This is a genomic window from Nonomuraea rubra, from assembly GCF_014207985.1.
GTDB classification, from domain to species: Bacteria; Actinomycetota; Actinomycetes; order Streptosporangiales; family Streptosporangiaceae; genus Nonomuraea; species Nonomuraea rubra.
Window position 1 is genome coordinate 3,715,915 of sequence record NZ_JACHMI010000001.1, and the last position, 21,477, is coordinate 3,737,391.

The window sequence follows — 21,477 nt, forward strand, 5'->3', positions numbered from 1 at the left end:
CCCCGGACTTGATCCGGCGTGGTCCCGGGGCACTTCGCGTGGCCCGGGACCTTGTCATTCCCCCGGACGGCGGGCCCGGACGGCGGGCCCGGACGGCGGGCCCGGACGGCGGGCCCGGACGGCGGGCCGCCCGCTCACCGATCGACGATCTCGTTCTTCCCGATCACCACGACCCCGCCCCTGGTCAGCGCGAACCGCGTGCGGTCGTAGTCGAGGTCGAACCCGATCCGCGCCCCGTCGGGGATCACCACGTTCTTGTCGATGATCGCCTTGCGCACGATCGCGCCCCGCCCGACCTTGACGTTCTCCATCAGCACGGAGTCCTCCACCAGCGAGTGCGAGTGGAGCACCACCTTGGGCGACAGGATCGACCTGATCGCCGTGCCGCCGGAGACGATCACGCCGGGCGACACCAGCGAGTCGATCGCCCGCCCCACCCGGTCGCCGTCGTTGTGCACGAACTTGGCCGGAGGCAGCGGGTCGTGCCCCGTGAAGATCGGCCACTTGTCGTTGTAGAGGTTGAAGATCGGGTGCGCCGAGATGAGGTCCATGTGGGCCTCGTAGTACGCGTCCAGGGTTCCCACGTCACGCCAGTAGCCGCGGTCGCGCTCGCTGGAGCCGGGCACGATGTTGTTGGCGAAGTCGTACACGTCGGCTCCGCCGGACTTGACCAGCATGGGGATGATGTTGCCGCCCAGGTCGTGCTTGCTGGTCGGGTCGAGCGCGTCCTCCCGCAGCGCGTCGATCATCGACTGGGTCTTGAACACGTAGTTGCCCATCGAGGCGAACACCTCGTCGGGCGAGTCGGCCAGCCCCACCGCGTCCTTGGGCTTCTCCCTGAACGCCACGATCCTGCGGCCCTCGGGGTCGGTCTCGATCACGCCGAACTGGTCGGCCAGCGACAGCGGCTGCCTGATGGCCGCCACCGTCACGTCGGCGCCGGAGTCCTCGTGCTGCTCGACCATCTGCCGCGGATCCATGCGGTAGATGTGGTCGGCGCCGAACACGATCACGTGCTCGGGCATCTCGTCGTAGATCAGGTTCAGGTTCTGGAACAGCGCGTCCGCGGAGCCGGAGAACCAGCGCGGCCCGAGCCGCTGCTGCGCGGGCACCGGCGTGACGTAGTTGCCCAGCATCGCCGACAGCCGCCAGGTCCGCGAGACATGCCGGTCGAGGCTGTGGTTCTTGTACTGCGTCAGCACGACGATCTTCAGGAAGCCGCCGTTGGCGAGGTTGGACAGCACGAAATCGATGAGCCGGTACATCCCGCCGAACGGCACCGCCGGTTTCGCCCGATCCGCCGTGAGCGGCATGAGCCTCTTGCCCTCTCCACCTGCCAGCACGACCGCAAGCACCCTCCGGGACCTCATGCCCAGGACGCTACCCTCAAATGGCCGATCTATCGACGAAACCCCGCACCGTGAGCTCCTTTCTTGTCCGGTTTTGGGGTTGGATGTACGAACCGGGCTTGCCGACCTTGGGCTTGTCGATGTGTTTTTCTTGCCTGGACCCCCCTAAGGTCGTCTCATGCGTGTTGATCTGCTCAGCCGGGAGTATCCACCCGAGGTGTACGGCGGGGCCGGGGTGCACCTGGAGTACCTGGCCAGGGAGCTGAGGAAGCTCGCCGACGTACGCGTGCGCTGCTTCGGGGCCGACCGCGGCGAGCCGGGCGTCTCGGCCTACCGGGTGCCGGGCGGGCTGGCGGGCGCCAACGCCGCGCTGCAGGTGCTCGGCGTGGACCTGGAGATGGCCGCCGCCTGCGAGGGCGCCGACGTCGTGCACTCCCACACGTGGTACGCCAACTTCGCCGGCCACGTCGCGAAGCTGCTGCACGGCATGCCCCACGTGATCACCACGCACAGCCTGGAGCCGCTGCGCCCGTGGAAGGCCGAGCAGCTGGGCGGCGGCTACACGATCTCGTCGTGGGCCGAGCGCACGGCCCTGGCCTCCGCCGACGCGGTCGTCGCGGTCTCGGCGGGCATGCGCCGCGACGTGCTGGCCGCCTACCCGGAGATCCCGCCGGAGAAGGTCACCGTCATCCACAACGGCATCGACACCGCCCAGTACGTCCCCGACCGGGGCACCGACGTGCTGGAGAAGCACGGCGTCGACCCGGCCAGGCCGTACGTCGTCTTCGTCGGCCGCATCACCCGCCAGAAGGGCCTGGTGCACCTCCTGCACGCGGCGCGCTCCTTCGACCCGGCGGCGCAGCTCGTGCTGTGCGCGGGCGCCCCCGACACGCCGGAGATCGCCGCCGAGGTGACCGGGCTGGTGCGCGGGCTCGACCGCGACGGGGTCGTCTGGATCCAGGAGATGCTGCCCAAGCCCGAGGTGATCCAGCTGCTCACGCACGCCACGGTGTTCGTGTGCCCGTCGGTCTACGAGCCGATGGGCATCGTCAACCTGGAGGCGATGGCCTGCGAGACCGCGGTGGTGGCGACGGCGACCGGCGGCATCCCCGAGGTGGTCGCCGACGGGGCGACGGGGCTGCTGGTGCCCATCTCGCAGGCTCCCGACGGCACGCCGCACGACCCCGGGCGCTTCGCCGCGGACTTCGCCGAGCGGGTCAACGCCCTGCTGGCGGACCCGGCGCGGGCGCGCGCCATGGGCGAGGCGGGCCGGGCCCGCGCGATCGAGCACTTCTCCTGGACCCGCATCGCCGAGCGCACGATGGAGCTCTACGCCTCCCTGGGCACGTGACGGAGCCCTGAAAGCGGGTCCTGGACGGTTCGGACGGGTCCGGACGGGCTGGGCGGGTTCGGACGGGGCCTAGACGAGGCCCCGGCGGCTGGCCTGGGCGCCCGCCTGGAAGCGGGTCTCGGCGTTGAGCTCGTCGAGCAGGTGCCGCAGGCGGCGGCGCAGGCTGCGCGGGCTGGTGCCGAGCTGCCGGGCGATGGCGTCGTCCTTGAGCCCGGCCGCCAGCAGCGCCAGCACCCTGCGGTCCTCCAGCCCCAGCCCCGCCTCCGGATCGCCCTCGGGGGCCAGCTCGGGCGACCCCTGCGACCACAGCTCGGGCAGCACCGGCAGCGCCTCCCGCCACAGCCGCTCGAACAGCTCCACCAGGGCCACGACCATGGTGGAGCCCCTGATGAGCACGCCCCGCGTCAGCGGCGGGTCCATGTGCAGCGGCATGACCGCCCGCGACCGGTCGACCAGCGCCATCTTGAACGGCAGCCACGGCAGGATCCGCGCCTCCTCGCCGGCCCTGATCAGGCTGCCCACCTCGTCGAGCGCTCCCGCGTGCTCGAACGCCTCGGGCACGTAGAGCGTGCGGTAACGCACGCCGTTGCGCAGCAGCTCGGTCTGCAGCGGGTTGTGGTAGTCCAGCACGTACGGGGGCCGGTCGAAGGTCAGCACCTCCTCCTTGGCCTCCTGCTGCAGCCTGACGTACCAGCGGGCCTGCTCCTCGGGCCCGGCCAGCACCTCGAACTGGTCGCCTCCCGCGGGGTCGGTGCCGACGTCGCGGAAGGCCGCCTCCAGCTCGTCGGCCGTGTCGGTGAGCCGGTCCAGCTCGCTCTGCATGTCGCGGACGAGCGAGCGGATCGCGGTGCCCGGGTTCGTCGCCGTCCAGCGGGGGGAGCGCCCCCACAGGCGGCTCACCAGGCCCTTGACGCGGAGCCTGCTCAGCGACGACTGGATGCGCCCGGCGCTCTCGCCGCTGCGCATGACCAGCTCCTGCACCGTGATACCCGGGCACGCCAGCACACTGCGGTAGATCCGCTCGTCGAACGCGCTGATGCCGACGATCTCCAGCGCCCGGCCGTCTTCCTGCACGCGCTAGATCTTGGCCGTTTCCGGCAGTTGCCGCAATAGGCCACAGACACCACCTTGTCACCAAATTTCACTGACAATTAGAAAGCGGGATGTGCAACAGAGAACGGCCCTTCTGGGCGTCGTGTTACTGGCCGCCACGGCGATCGCCGCACCGGCCCACGCGGCACCCACCCAGCCCGCCCAGCCCGCCACCAAGCCGCAACCCGCGAAGACGATCACGCTCATCACCGGGGACAAGGTCACCTTCCGCGAGCTCCCCAACAAGCAGACCCAGCTCGACGTGGCCGCCGGCCCCGGCCGAGAGAAGATCAACTTCGTGCACCGCAGGTCCGCGGACGGGCTCAGCATCGTGCCCGTGGACGCGATGCCCCTCCTGGCCGCGGGCACCCTCGACCCACGGCTCTTCAACGTCACCCGGCTGGCCGCGCTCGGCTACGACGACGCCACCAGCCCGCAGCTCCCGCTGATCATGACGTACGCCGGCGGCACCGACGCCGCCACGCTGCGCGCCGCCGGCGGGCGACCGCTGCCCGCCATCAACGGCGTCGCCAGGAAGGAGCCCCGCACCGGCGCCCTCTGGCAGACCCTGACGGGCCAGGCGCGGACCGCCGCCGCCCCCGCGAAGATCTGGCTCGACGGCAAGGCCAAGGTCTCCCTCGACGTCAGCGTGCCGCACATCGGCGCGCCCGCCGCCTGGGCGGCCGGCCACACCGGCCAGGACGTCCCCGTCGCGGTGCTCGACACCGGCTACGACCCCGACCACCCCGACCTGCGGGGCCAGGTCGTCAAGACCCAGAACTTCACCGCCGAGCCGGACGTGCGCGACCTGAACGGCCATGGCACGCACGTCGCGTCCACGATCGCCGGCACCGGCGCCGCCTCCGACGGCAGGCGCAAGGGCGTCGCCCCCGGCGCCCGGCTCATGATCGCCAAGGTCTGCGGGCAGGACGGGAACTGCCCCGACTCGGGCATCATCGAGGCCATGACCTGGGCCGCGGAGAACGGCGCCCGCGTCGCCAACCTCAGCCTCGGCAGCCCCGACAGCCCCGGCGTCGACCCTCTGGAGCAGGCCGTCAACAGCCTGTCCGCCAAGCACGGCACGCTCTTCGTGATCGCCGCGGGCAACGACGGCCCGCAGCGGCTCGGCTCGCCGGGCTCCGCCGACCACGCCCTGTCGGTCGGCGCCTCCTTCCGCGACGCCGACTCGGTCGTCCAGTTCAGCAGCACCGGCCCGCGTCCCGGCGACGCCGCGGTCAAGCCCGACCTGATCGCCCCCGGCGTCGGCATCGTCGCCGCCAGGGCGGGCGCCCCCGAGGGAAGCTCGGGCGACGACCTGTACGCGGAGATGAGCGGCACGTCCATGGCCACGCCGCACGTGGCGGGCGCGGCGGCGATCGTGGCGGGCCTGCACCCCGGCTGGACGGCCGAGCGCATCAAGGCGTCGCTGATGGCCTCCACCGTGCCGGGCGGCGAGCTGGGCGCCTACATCCAGGGCTCCGGCCGCGTGGACGTCGCCCGCGCCGTCGCCCAGCAGGTCACGGCCGAGCCCGCCTCGCTGAGCATGGGCGACATCGAGCTGCCCGACACCGCTCCCAAGGAGCGCACGCTCACCTACCGCAACGACGGCGACGCGCCCGTCCGGCTGGAGCTGAGCGTGGTCGCCAAGGACGGCCACGGCGAGAGCGCGGCCCCGTTCACCCTCGGCGCCGACGCGGTGGAGGTGCCCGCGCGCGGCACCGCCCAGGTCACCGTGACGGCCAGGCCCGGCGAGACCGGCACGTTCAGCGGGACGGTCATCGCCAGGGGCGCGGACGTCTCCGTGCGCACGGGCATCGGCATGCGGGTCGAGCCGGAGAAGCAGGGGCTCGGCCTGCGCTTCACCGGCAGCGACGGGCAGCCCGCCCAGGTCGCCTTCGCCGGCGTGATCGACGTCGAGGCAGGCGAGCAGACCAACTACGACGTCTCGGGCGGCAGCCTGGACCTGCGGTTGCTCAAGGACCGCCGCTACACGGTGGTCACGCTGATGGCCGACCACGACGGCACCATCGTGATGGCGGCCGAGCCGGAGTTCACCCTGGACGGCGACCGCACCGTCACCGCCGACGCCCGCCACGCCAAGCCGGTGGACGTGCGCACGGAGGAGCCGACCGCGCGGCTGGCCATCGGCATGCTGGGCATGCTCCAGCTCGTCGACGGCAAGCAGCCCCTGGGCGTGGACGTGGACCTGGCCGGCCTGTGGGGCGCCGAGCGCGTCGAGGGCGTCAAGGCCATCCCGACGGCCGGCACCGCCAGCAAGAAGTTCGCCTACTACCGGTGGACGCAGTGGGCCAAGCCCACGGCCGAGGGCACCTACGACGCCAGCCCGTACTTCTACCACCTGATGAAGGCCGAGCCGCGCATCCCCGCCGACCCCGGCTACCGCCCGCGCCGCCGCGACCTCGCCGAGGTCACCTCCACCTACGCCGCCCAGCAGGACGGCAAGACGGGCGAGCACATGGCGCTGCCCGTGCTGTACGGGACCGAGCTGGCCTGGATGCCGTACGTGCACGTGGCCCACGTGCCGCTGCCGTTCAGCAGGACCGAGTACTACACGCCCGGCGACACCGGCTGGTACCCGTCGTTCGCCCAGTACAAGCTGCCGCCGGAGGGCATCGACGACCTCGACCAGTTCTTCTTCGGCCGGACCACCGTCTACCGCGCCGGTCAGAAGAGCACGCAACGCTGGAACGGCGCCGTCTTCGGGGCCGCGCTCGACCCCGGCGGCGACCTCACCTGGCGCGAGGAGAACATGATGCAGTTCGCCGTCTCGCTGTTCGACGACGGCAAGGCCGACCGCTACTCCATCGGCAACTACAAGGCCCCGCAGGCCAAGCTCTACCGTGACGGCAAGGAGATCTACGGCACGAGCGACTACCTGCCCGGCTGGATCGACGTGCCCGCCGAGCGGAAGGAGAGCGAGTACCGCCTCACCATGAGCGCCGACCGCGACGCGTCCATGACCAAGCTGTCCACCCGGGTCAGCGCCGAGTGGCGGTTCCGGTCGAAGACCCCCGCGGCGGGCGAGCGGCAGATCCTGCCGCTGCTGGCCGTCAAGATCGACCCTGAGCTGGACGAGCAGAACCGGGCCGGTGTGGGCCCCATGCGCATCCCGCTCCGCGTCCAGCGCCAGGACGGCTCGCCCGGCCTGAAGCTGCGCACGCTGACCGCCGAGGTCTCCTACGACGACGGCCGCACGTGGCTGCCCGCCCTGGTGCACCCGTCGGGCAAGGACGGCTGGTCGGCCCAGACCTGGCACCCGGCCTGGGCGCGCGGGAAGTTCGTCTCCCTGCGGGTCAAGGCCGTGGACACCGGCGGCAACGCCTTCAGCCAGACCGTCGTCAGGGCGTACGGGATCAAGTGAGCCGGGGAGGTCCCGCTCCGGCGGGACCTCCTGTCAGGCGGCGCGTTCCAGCACGACGACCGGGATCTCCCGGTCGGTCTTCTTCTGGTACTCGTCGTAGTCCGGCCAGGTGCGCGTCATCACCTTCCACATCTCGGGCTTCTCCCCGGGAGTGGCGGTGCGGGCGCGCGCCTTGAACCTGTCGCCCTTCACCTGCACCTCGACGTCCGGGCTGGCCTGCAGGTTCTTGTACCAGCCCGGATGGTCGGGGTCCCCGCCCTTGGACGCCACCACGAGGTAGTAGTCGCCGAACGGCTGGTAGATGAGGGGAGTGGTGTAGGGGCGGCCGGACTTGCGCCCCTTGGTGGTCAGCAGCAGGACGGTGGTGTCGTTCCAGTCGTGTCCCTCCGCGCCGTCGGTCTCCTGATAGCGCCGGACATGTTCTTCGCCGTAGAGCATGCAGGCGGACCTACCCACGCCGGCCGTGACCTCACCGTTACTCGACGCGGTCTGGGCGAGAAGTTAACGTGGTTGGCACACCCTTTCTGTAAGCGCTTCCACCCATCCGGCGGGTGAAAGCGCTTACACAGGAAGAGAACCACCATGGACGTGACCATCTACGAAGTGGCCAGGCGGGCGGGCGTGTCGATCGCCACCGTGTCCAGGGCGCTTCGCGGCACCGGCCCCGTCGCCGCGAAGACGCGGGAGAAGGTGCTCAAGGCCGTCGAGGAGCTCAACTTCACGCCCAGCCGCCTGGGCGTGAGTCTCGCCGAGGGCCGCCACGCCGCCAACGGCGTCGTCTTCCCCGACCTGGCGGGCCCGTACTACGCCGAGGTCCTGCTCGGCTACGAGGAGGTGGCCTCCGAGCTGGGCCGCTCGGTGATGATCCTGTCGACCAAGGGCCGCACCAGGGTCGGCGACCTGATCAAGGACCTGGCCGGCCGGGTGGACGGCATGCTGATCTTCGGCCACACCGTGCCCGAGCCGCTCGTCGCCGAGCTCGTACGGCTCGGCGTGCGGCTGGTGTTCGTCTCCCGCGACCCGCTGCCCGGCGCCGACACCCTGCGCAGCGAGAACACCGCCTCGGCCCGGGCACTGGCCGGGCACCTGCGCGGCCACGGCTACGAACGCTTCGCCTTCCTCGGCGCCCCGCTCACCAGCCGCGACGACGTGGACGAGCGCTGGCAGGGCGTCCGCGGCGTGCTCGGCGGGGCGATCGAGGCCGTCGGCACCGGCCACTACACCGTGGACTGCGGCCACGAGGCCGCCACGAAGCTGCTCAAGGGCAGGGACAGGCCGCAGGCGATCATCTGCTCCGACGACGAGGTGGCGCTGGGGGCGCTGCTCGCCGCCGAGGAGCTAGGCCTCCGCGTGCCCGGCGACGTGGCCGTGACCGGCTGGGACGACATCATGGCCGCCCGCCACGCCCGCCCGGCGCTGACCACCGTACGGCAGCCGATGCGCGAGCTCGGCGCCCGGGCGGCCCGCGCTCTCGACGAGCTCATCACGGGGGCCCGCGACACCCCGAGCCACATCGTCCTGACCACCGAGCTGGTCATCCGCTCCAGCTGCGGTCACCACCCCCAGGAGGTACCGACGTGAACACCGCCACCCGGCGCGCCGCGGGCGTGCTGGCCATCACGATCGTGGCCGCGGGCTGCGGCCGCGGCACGGACACGGCGCCCGAGCAGGCGCGGGACGTCACGAGCGGCAAGGTCGCCGGGGAGGTCACCGTCTGGGCGATGGGCGAGGAGGGCAAGGCGCTCGGCACGTTCGTCAAGGACTTCGAGAGCGCCAACCCCGGCGTCAAGATCAACGTGACGGCCATCGGCTGGGACGTGGCCCACGACAAGATCACCTCGGCCATCGCGGGCGGCGCCACCCCCGACGTGAGCATGATCGGCTCCACCTGGTCCGGCGAGCTGGCCAAGACCGGCGCGCTGGAGCCGACGCCCGGCAACCTGGTCGACAAGTCGGCGTTCTTCCCCGGCGCCTGGCAGACCGTGGACATCAACGGCACCGCGTACGGCGTGCCCTGGTACGTCGAGACCCGCGTCCTGTACTACCGCACCGACCAGGCCGAGAAGGCCGGCGTGCGGCCTCCGGAGACCTGGCAGGAGTTCACCGCGTTCGTCCGCGCGCTCAAGGACAAGGGCGGCGCCGCCCGCGGCTTCAACCAGAGCTACACGCTGGGCGCCTCCTGGCAGGAGGTGCTGCCGCTGATCTGGCAGGCGGGCGGCGAGATCGTCAAGGACGGCAAGTACACCTTCGACACCCCCGAGGCCGTCACCGCGCTCAAGCAGTACGCGTCGCTGTTCGAGCAGAAGCTCGCCCCGACCGACACCCCCGCGAACGCCTTCCCGCAGACCTTCATCAAGGGCGAGGTCGGCGCGTTCTACTCGGGGCCGTGGATGATCGGCGTGCTCAACAACGACGGCGGCCCCGGCTTCGCGGAGAAGTTCGACGTCGCGCCCTACCCCAAGGGCCCGGTCTCGGCGACGAGCTTCGTCGGCGGGGCGGACATGGCGGTGTTCAAGCAGGCGAAGAACCGCGACGCCGCCTGGAAGTTCATCCAGTGGCTGAGCGAGCCGAAGGTGCAGGCCAAGTGGTACACCACGGTCAAGGCGCTGCCCGCCGTACAGGCTGCCTGGCAGGAGCCCGAGCTGAAGGCCGACGAGCAGCTCGCCGTCTTCGGCGAGCAGCTCAAGGACGCCAGGACACCGCCGCCGTTCCCCACCTGGGAGCAGGTGGCCAGGGTGCTGGAGGCGGAGCTGGAGAAGCTGGCCCGCGGCCGGTCCACCCCTGAGCAGACGGCCAAGGCGATCCAGTCGCGAGCCGACGCGATCGGCACCGGCCTGTAGCCATGGCCGTCGTCACGAGACAGGCGCCGCCCGCCCCCGCACCGGTCAAGGTCAGGGGCGCGTTACGCCGGTCGGGCATCGGCTGGATCTTCATCCTGCCGTTCGTGGTGCTGTTCGCGGTGTTCTACCTGGGGCCGCTGCTGGTCGGCATCGGGATGAGCTTCACCGACATCCGCAGCACCGACGTGGCCGACCCGCTCGGCGTCGACCTGGTCGGCCTCGACAACTACCTGCGGCTGATGAACGACGGCGCCATGCGCAGGGCGGCACTCAACACCGTGGTCTTCGTGGTCACCGCGCTGCCGCTGACCATCGGGCTCGGGCTGGCCTCGGCCGTGCTGCTCAACACGGGCATCGCCCGCCTGCCCGCCGCGTTCTTCCGGCTCGGCTACTACCTGCCCAACATCACCAGCATCATCGGCATCGCGGTGGCCTGGAAGTTCCTGCTGGAGCCCGAGGCCGGGCTGGTCAACCGGCTGCTCGGCCTGGCCGGCGCCGAGGGCCCCAACTGGCTGGAGAACGAGGCCACCGCGTTGCCCTCGATCGTCGTCATGACGGCCTGGCGCAGCTTCGGCTTCAACATGGTCGTGCTGCTGGCCGCGCTGCAGACCATCCCCAGGGAGCTGTACGAGGCCGCGGCGGTCGACGGCGCCGGCCGCTGGGCCCGCTTCCACGCGGTCACCCTGCCCTCGCTGCGGCCCGTGCTGCTGTTCTGCACGGTCTACAGCTCGGTCGGCTTCATGCAGTTCCTGGAGGAGCCGCTGGTCATGACCAGGGGCGGGCCGCTGGACGCCACGCTGTCGGCCTCGCTGGCCATCTTCAACCAGTTCGGCGTCGGCAACTACGGCTACGCGGGCGCCGCCTCGACCGTGCTGTTCACCGTGATCGTGGCGCTGGCCGTGCTGCAGCTCAGGCTGGGGAGGAACCGATGACCAGGACCACCCGCCGCCAGCGGGCGATCGTCTACCTCGGGCTCACCGTCGGGCTGGCGCTGGTCGCCGGGCCGTTCCTGTGGACCGCGCTCAGCTCGTTCAAGCCCGAGAGGGAGATCAGGCGCGACCCGCCGACCTTCTGGCCCGAGACGTGGACGCTGGACAACTTCGCCGAACTGTTCGGGCGGGTGGACCTCGGCACCGCGTTCGCCAACAGCCTGATCATCGCGCTCGTCCTGGTCGCCACGAACCTGCTGTTCTGCTCCATGGTCGGCTACGCCTTCGCCAAGCTCTCCTTCCGCGGCAAGAACCTCGCCTTCGGCCTGGTGCTCGTGCAGCTCGCGATCCCCGCCATCGTCGTGATGATGCCGCAGTTCGTGCTGATCGCCAGGTTCGGCATGGTCAACACGTTCCTCGGGATCATCCTGCCCACCGTGGTGACGCCGCTCGGCGTGTTCATGATGCGGCAGTTCATCTCCGACCTGCCCGACGAGCTGATCGACGCGGCCCGCGTGGACGGCGCCAGGGAGTTCCGGGTCTTCTTCACGATCATCCTGCCGCTGTGCGGGCCCGCGCTGGCCACGCTCGGCCTCATCACGTTCCTCGGCTCGTGGAACAACTTCCTCTGGCCCGCCGTGGTCGCCCAGAGCGAGGACCTGTACACCCTGCCCGTCGCCCTCAACATCCTCAACGGCTACGAGGGCACCCACTACAACCTGCTGGTGGCCGGATCGGTCGTGGTGATCGCGCCGATCCTGTTCCTGTTCGTCTTCCTGCAGCGCTTCTTCATCCAGGGCATCGCCACCACCGGCCTCAAGTAGAGGAGCACCCCATGCGCAAGACGGTCCTGTCCTGCTTACTCGTGCTGTCCCTCTCGGCGCCCGCCATCCCCGCCGAGGCCTCCGACAACACCCTGCACCGCTACGCCAGGGACACGTGGCGGTCGATGGCCGCCATGGTCGAACCCGCCACCGGCCTGCCCGCCGACAAGGTGACCGGCGACCTCAAGACGAGGGCCCGGATCACCTCGCCCACCAACATCGCCACGTACGTGTGGAGCACCCTCGTCGCCCGCGACCTGCGCCTGATCACCGCCCGCGACGCCTCGGCCAGGATCGGCAGGGTGCTGGACGCCCTGGCCCGCATGGAGCGCAACGCGCCCACCGGCCAGTACTACAACTGGTACGACCCCGCCACCCTCCAGCTCGCCCGCAGCTTCCCCGACTCGGGCGACCCCATCCACCCCTTCGCCTCCAGCGTGGACAACGGCTGGCTGGCCGCCGCGCTCATGATGGTCCGCAACGCCGTCCCCGCCCACGCCAAGGCGGCCGACGCCCTGGCGAACTCGATGGACTTCACCGCCTACTACGACCCGGCCGCCCGCCCCGACGCCGGCACCGGCCTGCTGCGCGGCGGCTTCTGGCCCGAGCCGCCGCCCAGGGACTGCAACACCCCGACCGACTACGCGGGCACCGGCGTGACCGTCTACTCCACCTGCCACCACTACGGCGCCCCCGCCGAGACCCGCATCGGCCAGTACGTCGGCATCGCGCTCGGCCAGCTCCCGCCCCAGAGCTACTTCGGCCCTTACCGCACCTTCCCCGACAACGCCTGCGACTACGGCTGGCAGGAGCAGAAGCCGGTCGGCTCCTGGAAGCAGTACCTCGGGATCAACGTCTGGGAGGGCACCTACGAGTACCGCGGCATGCGGTACGTCCCCAACTGGGGCGGCTCCATGTTCGAGGCCCTCATGCCCGACCTGGTCGTCCCCGAGTCCAGGTGGGCGCCCAGGAGCTGGGGCCGCAACCACCCCGTGTTCGTCCGCGGCCAGATCGAGCACGGCCTGAACGAGGCGGAGTACGGCTACTGGGGCTTCTCCCCGTCCAACGACCCTCACGGCGGCTACAACGTCTACGGCGTGGACCAGCTCGGCATGGACGAGCCCGGTTACTCCTCCGACCGCGAGCGCACCAGCGTCGACCCCGGCTACGAGGGCTGCCGCCCCGCCAAGCCGCTGCCCGAGGCGTACGGGGACGGCGTCGTCACCCCGCACGCCAGCTTCCTGGCCCTGCCGTACGCCAGGCAGGCCGCGCTGGACAACCTGGCCAGGCTGCGCCGCGACTTCGACGCCTACGGCCCCGGCGGCTTCTACGACGCGATCGCCGTCCGCTCCGGCGTCGTGTCCCGGTGGTACCTGGCGCTCGACCAGGGCATGGCCATGGCCGCGCTGGGCAACCTGCTCACGGGCGGCAACCTGCACCGCTACTTCGCCGGCTCCGGCGTGGAAGAACGGCTGCGGCCGGTGATGCGGCTCGAGAACTGGGAGGTCGGATGACCGAGGCGCCCACGGGCCTGCGCGCCCTTCCCGGGGCCGGGCACGTCACGCTGACCTGGGACCCCGTTCCCGGCGCCATCGGCTACCTCGTGTACCGGGACGGCGTGCCGGCCGTCCCGTCCGAGGTGGACGTGCCCGCCGTGCCCGCCTGCCGGTTCGTCGACACCGGTCACGGGCCCGCCGCGTACACGGTGGCCGCCGTCTCGCCCGCCCAGGGCCCGTTCTGCGCCCCCGTCGAGGCCGCGCCGCTGCCCGCCGGGGACGGGGCCGCGGTCACGGTCCGGGTGGACGCCCGCCGGGTGACCCGCGAGCTGCCGCGGCCGTGGGCGGCCATGGTGGGCTCCGAGCACCTGTCCCACCTGCTCAGCACCGACGAGACCGGCGGCAGGCCCATCGGCGAGGAGCTGGCGGCGGCGCTGCGCCTCGTGCACGAGCAGCTCGGCGTGGCGGCCGTCCGCGCGCACGCGATCCTCGGCGACGACCTCGGCGCCTACCGGCAGGGCGAGCCTTACGACTTCTCCCGCGTGGACGCCGTCTACGACCGGGTCGTCGCGCTCGGCCTGCGGCCCGTCGTGGAGCTCGGCTTCATGCCTCGCGACCTGGCCGCCGACCCGTCGAAGACCGTCTTCCAGTACGAGGCCGTCATCTCGCCGCCGAAGGACTTCGAGGCGTGGGGCGACCTGGTCCGAGCGCTGGTCGAGCACCTGGCCGGCCGGTACGGCCTGCGCGACCTGGTCGACCGCTGGGCGTTCGAGGTCTGGAACGAGCCCAACCTGGACGTCTTCTGGTCCGGCACCCGCGAGGAGTACTTCCTGCTCTACGACGTCACCGCGGCCGCCGTCCGCGCCGTGCACCCGGACCTGCGCGTCGGCGGCCCCGCCTCGGCCGCGAACGGCTGGGTGGCGGAGCTGCTCGCGCACGTCGCCGAGTCGGGCGCGGCGCTCGACTTCGTCTCCACCCACACCTACGGCAACGCCCCGCTCGACTGGCGTCCCGTCCTGGAGGCGTACGGGCGGGACGTGCCGATCTGGTGGACCGAATGGGGGCCCACGCCCACCCACTTCCACGGGATCGGTGACGGGCCCTTCGGGGCGGCGTTCGTGCTGCACGGCATGAAGTCCGCGGCCGGCCGGGTCGCCGCGCTGTCGCACTGGGTGGCCTCCGACCACTTCGAGGAGCTGGGCAGGCCGCCCCGGCTGTTCCACGGCGGGTTCGGCCTGCTGACCGTCGGCAACCTGCGCAAACCCCGCTTCCACGCCCTCGCGCTCGCCGACCGGCTGGGCGACGCGGAGCTGGCCGCCGAGGTGGACGGCGACGTGGCGGGCGTCGAGGCGTGGGCGGCCAGGCACCCCGACGGCCGGGTCGGCGTGCTCGTCTGGAACGGCACGCTCAACAGCGCCCAGTCCACCGGGGCGCCCGAGCTGGCCCGCACGGTCACCCTGGCCGTCGAGGGGCTGGAGGGCGGCGCGTACAGGCTGACCCACCACCGCATCGACGCCCGCCACACCAACGTGGAGGCGGCCTGGCAGGCGATGGGCGGCGGCGACTGGCCGGCCGGCGAGCAGTGGGAGGCGCTCCGGCGGGCCGACGGCCTCGACGAGCTCGCCCCGCCCGCCACCGTCACGGGACCGTCGCTCAGCCTGGCGTTCGACCTGCCCATGCCGGGGGTGTCGTTCCTGGAGCTGACACCCTGATTGACGGTCCTGTACGCGGGCGCACGCCGGTGAGAGCCTGTGCCCATGACCGAACCGGCCGGAGCGCTGGCCGCCCGCATCGAGCGGTTCGAACAGGCCGCGGATCCCGCGCTGATCTGGGAACCCGCGGCGCTGTCCGAGGCCGAGCAGGCGATGCGGGCGTGCACCGGCGACCGGTCCGACGCGGCGACCTGGCGGCTCATCGGGATGCTGCACCTGGCCCGCTACCGGCTCGACCAGCAGACCACCCAGGACGCCGCGGTGGCGGGCGCCTTCTTCGCCGCCGTGGCCGTGGCGGACCCCGGCCGGCTGCCGGAGAAGCTGCGCGGCTCCAACGTCCCGCCCGGCGAGTCGGCCGGCACCTGGGCCGGGCTGGTGGAGGAGATGCTCGGCCACGTCGACCCGGCCACGTACCCGCACGTCGGGCTGCTCATCCACGCGCTGGTCCGCCGCGCCATGGCACACCCCGGCCTCGAGGTGAGCGAGCGGCTGATGCGGCTGCTGCTCCAGGAGTCCATGCGCTCCGCCGACCCCTCCTGGGCGCCCGGCGCGCTCGGGCTGGTCGGGGCCGGGCTGGTGCGCCTGTACGCGATGACCGGCGAGAAGGGCGTCATCGGCGACGCCGTTCACGTGCTGCTGCGGGCGGCGCTCGGCGACGCGGCCCACGTACCGGACCTGGCGGCGGCGCTCGGCTCGGCGGCGCCCGACGACGAGGAGCTGGTCAGGGCCTACGTGGCCGCGGCGGAGGCCCCGCCGAGGAGCCGGAGCAGGTCGCAGGCGCTGCTGGCGCTCGTCGATGTCACCCACGCGCGGGCGGCGGCCTCGTACGCGGACGGCGACCTGCTGGCGTTCATCAGGGCGGGGCAGTGCGCGCTGGACTTCTGGCACGAGCAGTGGGCGCATCCCGGGGTGGTGGCGCCGTACGCGTCCGGGCTCATCGAGTGGTACGTCGTCACCGGCGACGAACGCTCGCTCGAAGCCGCCACCGAGATGCTCGAAGCCCTGCGCGTGGCGCCCGACGAGAGCGCCCGCGGGCTCGGCGCCGACCCGCTCGCCCGGCTCGCGCTGCTCGGCAAGCGCCGCTGGCGCCGCTACCTCGTCACCGGCGACCTCGCCGACCTGGACGACGCCGTGAGCGTCCTGCGCCAGGCGGCCCGGCACGCCCCCGCCGGCCATCCGGACCGGGCCAGGCACCTGACCACCCTGGCCAACGCCCTGCTCCGACGGGCCGTCGCCACCGGCGGCGACCCCGCCGAGCCGGTCGCGGCCGCCCGCGCCGCCCTGGCCGCACTCGGCGCCCAGGACCCGGCCAGGGCGGGCACGCTGCTCCTGCTCGGCCGGGCCCTCAGGCTGGGCCTCACCCAGGAGACCGCCGACGAGGCCGTCGCCGCGTTACGCGAGGCCCTGTCGGTGGGGGAGGCGGCGGGGTTCCGGGCCGAGGCGTACGGGCTGGTGTCGGAGGTGCTGTGCTGGCGCGCCACCCGCGTGGAGGGCGATCGGCGGGCCGAGGACCTGCGCGAGGCCGTGCTGTCCGCGCGGCAGGGGGTCGAGCTGGCGCAGAAGGCCGCGCACGGGCAGGCGGGGGCGCAGCGGACGCTCTGCAAGGCACTGCTGGCCCGCTACACGGCACACCGCGACGCCCGCGACCTGACCGAGGCACTGACGCTGGCCGGCGAAGGGGACGCCGCCCTGCTCTCGGAGGCGCTGACACTGGCCGGCGTAGGCGACGCCGCCCTGTTCTCGGAGGCGCCGGCCGTGGCCGGCGGCGACGAGCCCGCCCCGCCACTCCGGCCGGAGGTCCCGCACGGCGTGGACGAGCAGCTCGCGCGGGCCGCGACCGAGCTGGCGCTGCGGCTGCCGGACGAGGAGGTGGCGCTCAGGCTGCTCGTGGTGGCCGAACGGGGCGCGGCGGAGCCCGGCGAGTTCCTGCTGGAGGTGGCGCAGCGGCTGACCGGCTCCGGCCGTCACCGCACCGCCGCACGCGTGCTGGAGCGAGCGGTACGGGCCTTCGAATCGGCCGGGTCGCCGGCCCGGGCCGCACACGCGCTGTCCGCCCTGGGAGCGGTCCACGAGGACCTCGCCGCAGATCACACCGCCCCCGGGTCCGGGCGTCCGGCCGCGGAGGGATATGCGCAGGCGCTCGCGGCGTACGGCCGCTCGGCCGCCCTCTACCGCTCGCTGCCCGACCCCCGATCGGAGGCGCTCCAGCTCGGCAACCTGGGCCGCGTCCACCTGCGCGCCGGCGACCCGGCCCGCGCCGCCGAGCACCACCTGCGCGCGGCGGCGCTGTGCGAGGCCGCGGGGCTGCCGGCCGAGGAGGCGGCGCAGCAGGGGCACTCGGCGGAGGCGTACCTGGCACTGCGCGACCCGGACTCGGCCGTCGCCTGCGCGGCCCGCGCCCGCGAGCTGCACCAGCAGGCCGGTGACCGGCGGGCCGCGGCGCTCGCCCTCGTACCGGCCGCCAGGGCAGCCGTCGACCAGGACGACCTCACCGCCGCGAACGAGCGCATGGCCGCGTGCGCCATCGAGCTGGAGGCGGCGGGGGAGTGGGAGCAGGCGTGCGGGGCGCTCGACGCACACGCCGTGACCCTGGCGGAACGCGGCCACCGCGGCCACGCCGCCGCCTGCGAGACCCGGCTGGTGGAGATCGTCCGCCGCAGGGGGCAGCGGCGCGAGCCCGCCGACGAGTGGTACCGCATCGGCCGCCGCCGCCGGTCCCGCGGTGACACCGGCGGCGCCGGGATGGCGTTCGAGCTGGCCGGCCGCGAGTACGAGGCGATCGGCCACCACGACGGGGCCGCGTCGGTGCGCTACAACCTGGGCGTGCTGGCGTACGCGGAGGGCGAGCAGGAAGCGGCGCTGGAGGCGTTCGGGGCGGCGGCGAAGGCGTTCGAGAGGCTGCGGGCGCCGGCCAAGGAGGCGGTCGCGCTGGTGATGCGCGCCTCCTGCCTGACCGCGCTGGACCGCGTCGAGGACGCGCTGGCCGACCTCGACCGGGCGTCGGACCTGGCCGCCGCCGAGGGTGACCTGGACGCCCTGTTCACCGCCACCCTGGGCCGGGCCGCGGCGGACGTCCGGCTGGGGGAGCCGCGGGAGGCGGAGGAGCGCCTGTACTCGGCGCTCGGCCTGGCCGCCGGCGACGCGCTCAAGGAGGCCGTCGTACGCGACCGCCTCGCCGCGCTCGCCGCCCGTGACGGGGACCTGCGGGCGCAGGCGGAGGCGCTGGAGGCGGCGCTCGACGGCTTCCGCGCGAGCGGCCGGGACCGGCTGACGGCCCTCGCCTCGCTCAAGCTCGGCCTCGTCCTGGAGGCGCGCGGGGAGTTCCGCCGGGCGCGGGCGCGCCTGGAGGAGGGGCTGGCGGGGCTCGCCGCGGCCCTCGACCTCCGCCCTTCCGAGGCGCCGTTCGAGGTCGTCGCGGCCATGGCGGGCGGCCTGGACGCCGAGCTCCTGTCCCGCCTGGCCGCACTCCAGCTCACCCTCGGCGACCTCACCCGCGGCCGCGCCACCCTCGCCCAGGCGGTCGCCACCCTCGATGCCGAGGGACGCGGGGGAGAGTTCCTGGCACACCTGGAGCTCCGGCTACGCCTGGAGGAGGCCGAGGCGGCCGGTGACCTCACAACGGCCCGCACCCTCGCCGAGGAGGCCCTCGGCGTGGAGGCACCCGGCGTGGGGGACCTCGGCGCGAAGGGCTCCGGCGCGGAGGACGTCGGCGTGGAGGACGTCGGCGTGGAGGACGTCGGCGTGGAGGACGTCGGCGTGGAGGACGTCGGCGTGGAGGACGTCGGCGCGGAGCACGTTGGCGTGGAGGACGTCGGCGTGGAGGCCCGTGACCGGTCCTACCTCCTGGCCAAGCTCTCAGGCTGCTGCCGCGAGCTGGGCGACCTGGCCGCCGCCCACGAGTACGCGGCACGCGGGTACGAGCTGCGCGACGAGCGGGTGATCGAGCACCTGTGCAACCTCGGCGCGGCGGCCACGGCCATGGGACGTGCGGAGGAGGCGGCCGGCCACCTGACCAAGGCGGTGGAGCTGGCCAGGGACGCGGACTCCGCGCTGCCCGCCCAGCTCGTCCAGTCGCTGGTCCTGCTGGGAGCCGCGCTCACGGACCTGGGCCGCGCCCAGGAGGCCGAACGGGTGTACGCGGAAGGGCTGGCCCACATAGAGGCCCCGATCTGGCGGGCGCTCCGGGCGCCGCTCCTGTCCGGCCTGGCCGACCTCCACCTCAGGCTCGGCCACCTGGACGAGGCCGCAACCCGCTTCCGCGAGGCCATCGCGATCGGCGAGGAGCTGGGCCGCCGCGCCGGCCTCGCCACCGCCTACGCCGACCTCGCCCTGGTCCACGAGCTTCGCGGCGAGCCCACCGAGGCCGTGCCGCTCCTCGAACGCGCCCTCGACCTCGAACCCGCCCCCGGCCGGGGAACGGTCCTGGCCCTGCTCGCCCTCGCCCGCCTGGGAGCACCGGAGCGGCTCGCGGAGGCGCTCGCTCTCGCCCAGGACCTGGGTTACCTCCCGGGAGAGGCCATCGCCCACCTCCACCTGGGCGCCTTCACCCTCACCACCACCGGCCCCGCCACCGGCTCCGCCACCGACTCCGCCACCGGCCCCGCCACGGGCCTCGTGGGCCCGAACCTCGCCACCGCCTCCCACGACCGCGCCCACCACCACCTCTCCACGGCCATCGACCTCCTGACCGACCTCGGCCACGACCAGGCGCTCGCCACCGCCTACCACCACCGCTCGATCGCCGAGGAAGGGCTTGAGGACCTCCCCGCCGCCCTCGCCGACGCCGAACGCGCCTGCGCCCTGGGCCACGAGCCCTCCCGCGACCGCGCCATCCGGCTGGCGGCCCGCCTGAACCTCGGCATGACGGCCTGGACCCATGCCGAACAGGCCAAACTCAACACCCTCACCCCCGAACCCTCCGCCCACCTGGAAGCCGTCCGGACCCTCACGACGATCGCCCGCAACACCCGCGATCCCGAGCGAGCCGCCTCCATCCTCCGCCGAGCCCGGGCCGCCCAGACGGAGCTGGAGGCCTCGTGGCGGCCGACGACCCCCGGCCACCTGGCCCTGCACAGGGGCAAGCCACCCACGAGAGCCCAGCTCGACACCCTCGTCAGCGTCCCGGAACACGCGGAGGGGGCGAGGGGGCTGCTCGGGTTCCACCTGGGCGAGGGCACGGTGACGGTCCTGGCCCACCGCACCGGCTGGCCCGAGCCCCGCGCGTTCCCCACCTCGGTCGGCCACGACCTGCTGACCGAGTTCCGCCGCACCGTGGACGGCGGCAGACCCGGCCTGCTCGACATCGAGGCCCGCCGCCACCGCGCGGACCTCTGGCGCCGCCTGGCCGACCTGCTGCTCTCCGACGCGCTGGACGCCCTCGGCAACGGCATCGGCCTGCTCCACCTGATCCCGCACCCCGCGCTGCGCCAGATCCCGCTGCACGCCCTGTCCCCGTCGGGCCGCCTGCTCATCGAGCGTTTCCCCGTGGCCTACGCCCCGTCCGCCACCGCCCTGACCCGCCTGACGCGCCGCCCCCGCACCCCGGCCGACGGCTCGCTGGTGCTCGGCTTCGGTTCAGGCCCGGCCGCCGAGGCGGAGGCGCGGGAGGCGGCCGCCCGGCTCGGCACCCGGCCCCACCTGGCCCGCGAGGCCACCTCGGCCCTCCTCCCCGGCTCCTGGAACGTGCTCCACCTCGCCTGCCCGGCCGTGTACGACCACGCCGACCCGTTCGGCTCGGGCCTCCGCCTCGCGGACGGCCTCCTCACGGCCCGCCGCCTCATGTCCATGAACGTCACCGCGGACGTGGCCCTCCTGACCGGCCACGAGCCCCCGGCCGAGCCCGCCGCGTCCTCCTCCCCCGCCTCGCCCGCTCCCTGCATGCCCGCCCAGCCGGGCGCACCCGCCGAACCAGGGGCACCCGCTCAGCCCGGCGCGCCCGCCGGGGACGGCGTGGCCGCGCTCTCCGCCGCGCTGCTGCACGCGGGAGTCCGCTCCGCGCTGCTCACCCTCTGGCCGGTCTCACCCGAGATCACCGCCGCCCTGGCCAGGGACATCCACACCCGCCTCAGCTCCGGCTCCACCTCGGCGACCGCCTTCCGCGCCGCCGTGCTGGCCCTGCGCGACCTCTACGGCTCCGCCGAGCCGGACCTCTGGGCGTCGTACGCACCGGTCGGCCTCTTGACCGGCTCGCCGCCCGCCCACGGAGAGCCGGGCACCAGCGTCACCAGCACCAGATAGCCGAAGAACCCCACGGCCAGCCCCACGGCATACCCCCCGAACACCTCGGGCAGCCCCAGCATCGCCGTCACCAGCCCGCCGCCCACCGCGGCCAGCACGGCCGCCAGCTCCGCCAGCCCGGCGCCCGGCCCCCGGTGGCGCAGCGTCCCGTACGTGATCCAGCCGATCACCAGCCCGAAGCAGATCGCCCCGATCACCGCCATCGCCAGAACCTCCAAGTCCATCGGGCCACCCGCTCGTCGGCCGCCGGAAGGATCGTCGTTCA

General features: G+C 73.3%; 13 protein-coding genes. 9 read left to right on the top strand and 4 right to left on the bottom strand.

Features of this window, described 5'->3' with window-relative positions; genetic code table 11:
* Nucleotides 1-134 precede the first annotated feature (134 nt).
* Nucleotides 135-1,370, bottom strand: a complete 1,236-nt coding sequence (gene glgC, locus HD593_RS16960) for a glucose-1-phosphate adenylyltransferase (RefSeq protein WP_185103078.1) — start codon at nucleotides 1,368-1,370, stop codon at nucleotides 135-137.
* 157 nt (nucleotides 1,371-1,527) lie between these two features.
* On the opposite strand from glgC, the gene glgA reads away from it, so the two are divergent.
* Entirely contained in the window at nucleotides 1,528-2,700 is a 1,173-nt protein-coding gene (glgA, locus tag HD593_RS16965; protein WP_185103079.1) for a glycogen synthase, read from the top strand.
* 69 nt (nucleotides 2,701-2,769) lie between these two features.
* Here the strand turns inward: glgA and HD593_RS16970 are convergent, their stop codons facing one another.
* Nucleotides 2,770-3,774: a TrmB family transcriptional regulator gene (locus HD593_RS16970; protein WP_185103080.1), complete on the bottom strand. Its 1,005-nt coding sequence runs from the start codon at nucleotides 3,772-3,774 to the stop codon at nucleotides 2,770-2,772.
* Between the two features lie 91 nt (nucleotides 3,775-3,865).
* On the opposite strand from HD593_RS16970, the gene HD593_RS16975 reads away from it, so the two are divergent.
* Complete coding sequence (locus HD593_RS16975; RefSeq protein ID WP_185103081.1) at nucleotides 3,866-7,174, top strand: S8 family serine peptidase; 3,309 nt, start codon at nucleotides 3,866-3,868, stop codon at nucleotides 7,172-7,174.
* Between the two features lie 33 nt (nucleotides 7,175-7,207).
* On the opposite strand, the gene HD593_RS16980 is transcribed toward HD593_RS16975, so the two are convergent.
* Nucleotides 7,208-7,612 carry a nitroreductase family deazaflavin-dependent oxidoreductase gene (locus HD593_RS16980; RefSeq protein WP_185103082.1) on the bottom strand — a complete coding sequence of 135 codons (405 nt, stop codon included), beginning with the start codon at nucleotides 7,610-7,612 and terminating at the stop codon, nucleotides 7,208-7,210.
* Between the two features lie 144 nt (nucleotides 7,613-7,756).
* Here HD593_RS16980 and HD593_RS16985 point away from each other — a divergent pair, with 144 nt between their 5' ends.
* From HD593_RS16985 to HD593_RS17015, 7 genes are read left to right on the top strand one after another with little or no spacing between them, the layout of a single operon-like run.
* The gene (locus HD593_RS16985) at nucleotides 7,757-8,755 is read left to right on the top strand and encodes a LacI family DNA-binding transcriptional regulator (RefSeq protein WP_185103083.1); all 999 of its coding nucleotides are present in this window, start codon (nucleotides 7,757-7,759) and stop codon (nucleotides 8,753-8,755) included.
* The gene (locus tag HD593_RS16990; protein ID WP_185103084.1) at nucleotides 8,752-10,014 is read left to right on the top strand and encodes a sugar ABC transporter substrate-binding protein; all 1,263 of its coding nucleotides are present in this window, start codon (nucleotides 8,752-8,754) and stop codon (nucleotides 10,012-10,014) included. The genes HD593_RS16985 and HD593_RS16990 overlap by 4 nt, the downstream gene beginning before the upstream one ends.
* Before the next feature lie 2 nt (nucleotides 10,015-10,016).
* On the top strand, nucleotides 10,017-10,946 hold the full coding sequence (locus HD593_RS16995) for a carbohydrate ABC transporter permease (protein WP_185103085.1): 930 nt from the start codon (nucleotides 10,017-10,019) through the stop codon (nucleotides 10,944-10,946).
* Nucleotides 10,943-11,767: a carbohydrate ABC transporter permease gene (locus tag HD593_RS17000; protein ID WP_185103086.1), complete on the top strand. Its 825-nt coding sequence runs from the start codon at nucleotides 10,943-10,945 to the stop codon at nucleotides 11,765-11,767. Before HD593_RS16995 ends, HD593_RS17000 begins: the two co-directional genes overlap by 4 nt.
* Before the next feature lie 11 nt (nucleotides 11,768-11,778).
* Nucleotides 11,779-13,281 carry a glucoamylase family protein gene (locus tag HD593_RS17005; RefSeq protein WP_185103087.1) on the top strand — a complete coding sequence of 501 codons (1,503 nt, stop codon included), beginning with the start codon at nucleotides 11,779-11,781 and terminating at the stop codon, nucleotides 13,279-13,281.
* Nucleotides 13,278-14,975: a GH39 family glycosyl hydrolase gene (locus HD593_RS17010; protein ID WP_185103088.1), complete on the top strand. Its 1,698-nt coding sequence runs from the start codon at nucleotides 13,278-13,280 to the stop codon at nucleotides 14,973-14,975. Before HD593_RS17005 ends, HD593_RS17010 begins: the two co-directional genes overlap by 4 nt.
* A 45-nt stretch (nucleotides 14,976-15,020) precedes the next feature.
* Entirely contained in the window at nucleotides 15,021-21,212 is a 6,192-nt protein-coding gene (locus HD593_RS17015) for a CHAT domain-containing protein (protein WP_185103089.1), read from the top strand.
* Here HD593_RS17015 and HD593_RS17020 read toward each other — a convergent pair.
* On the bottom strand, nucleotides 21,101-21,436 hold the full coding sequence (locus HD593_RS17020; RefSeq protein WP_185103090.1) for a hypothetical protein: 336 nt from the start codon (nucleotides 21,434-21,436) through the stop codon (nucleotides 21,101-21,103). The genes HD593_RS17015 and HD593_RS17020 overlap by 112 nt on opposite strands.
* Between the last annotated feature and the right edge of the window lie 41 nt (nucleotides 21,437-21,477).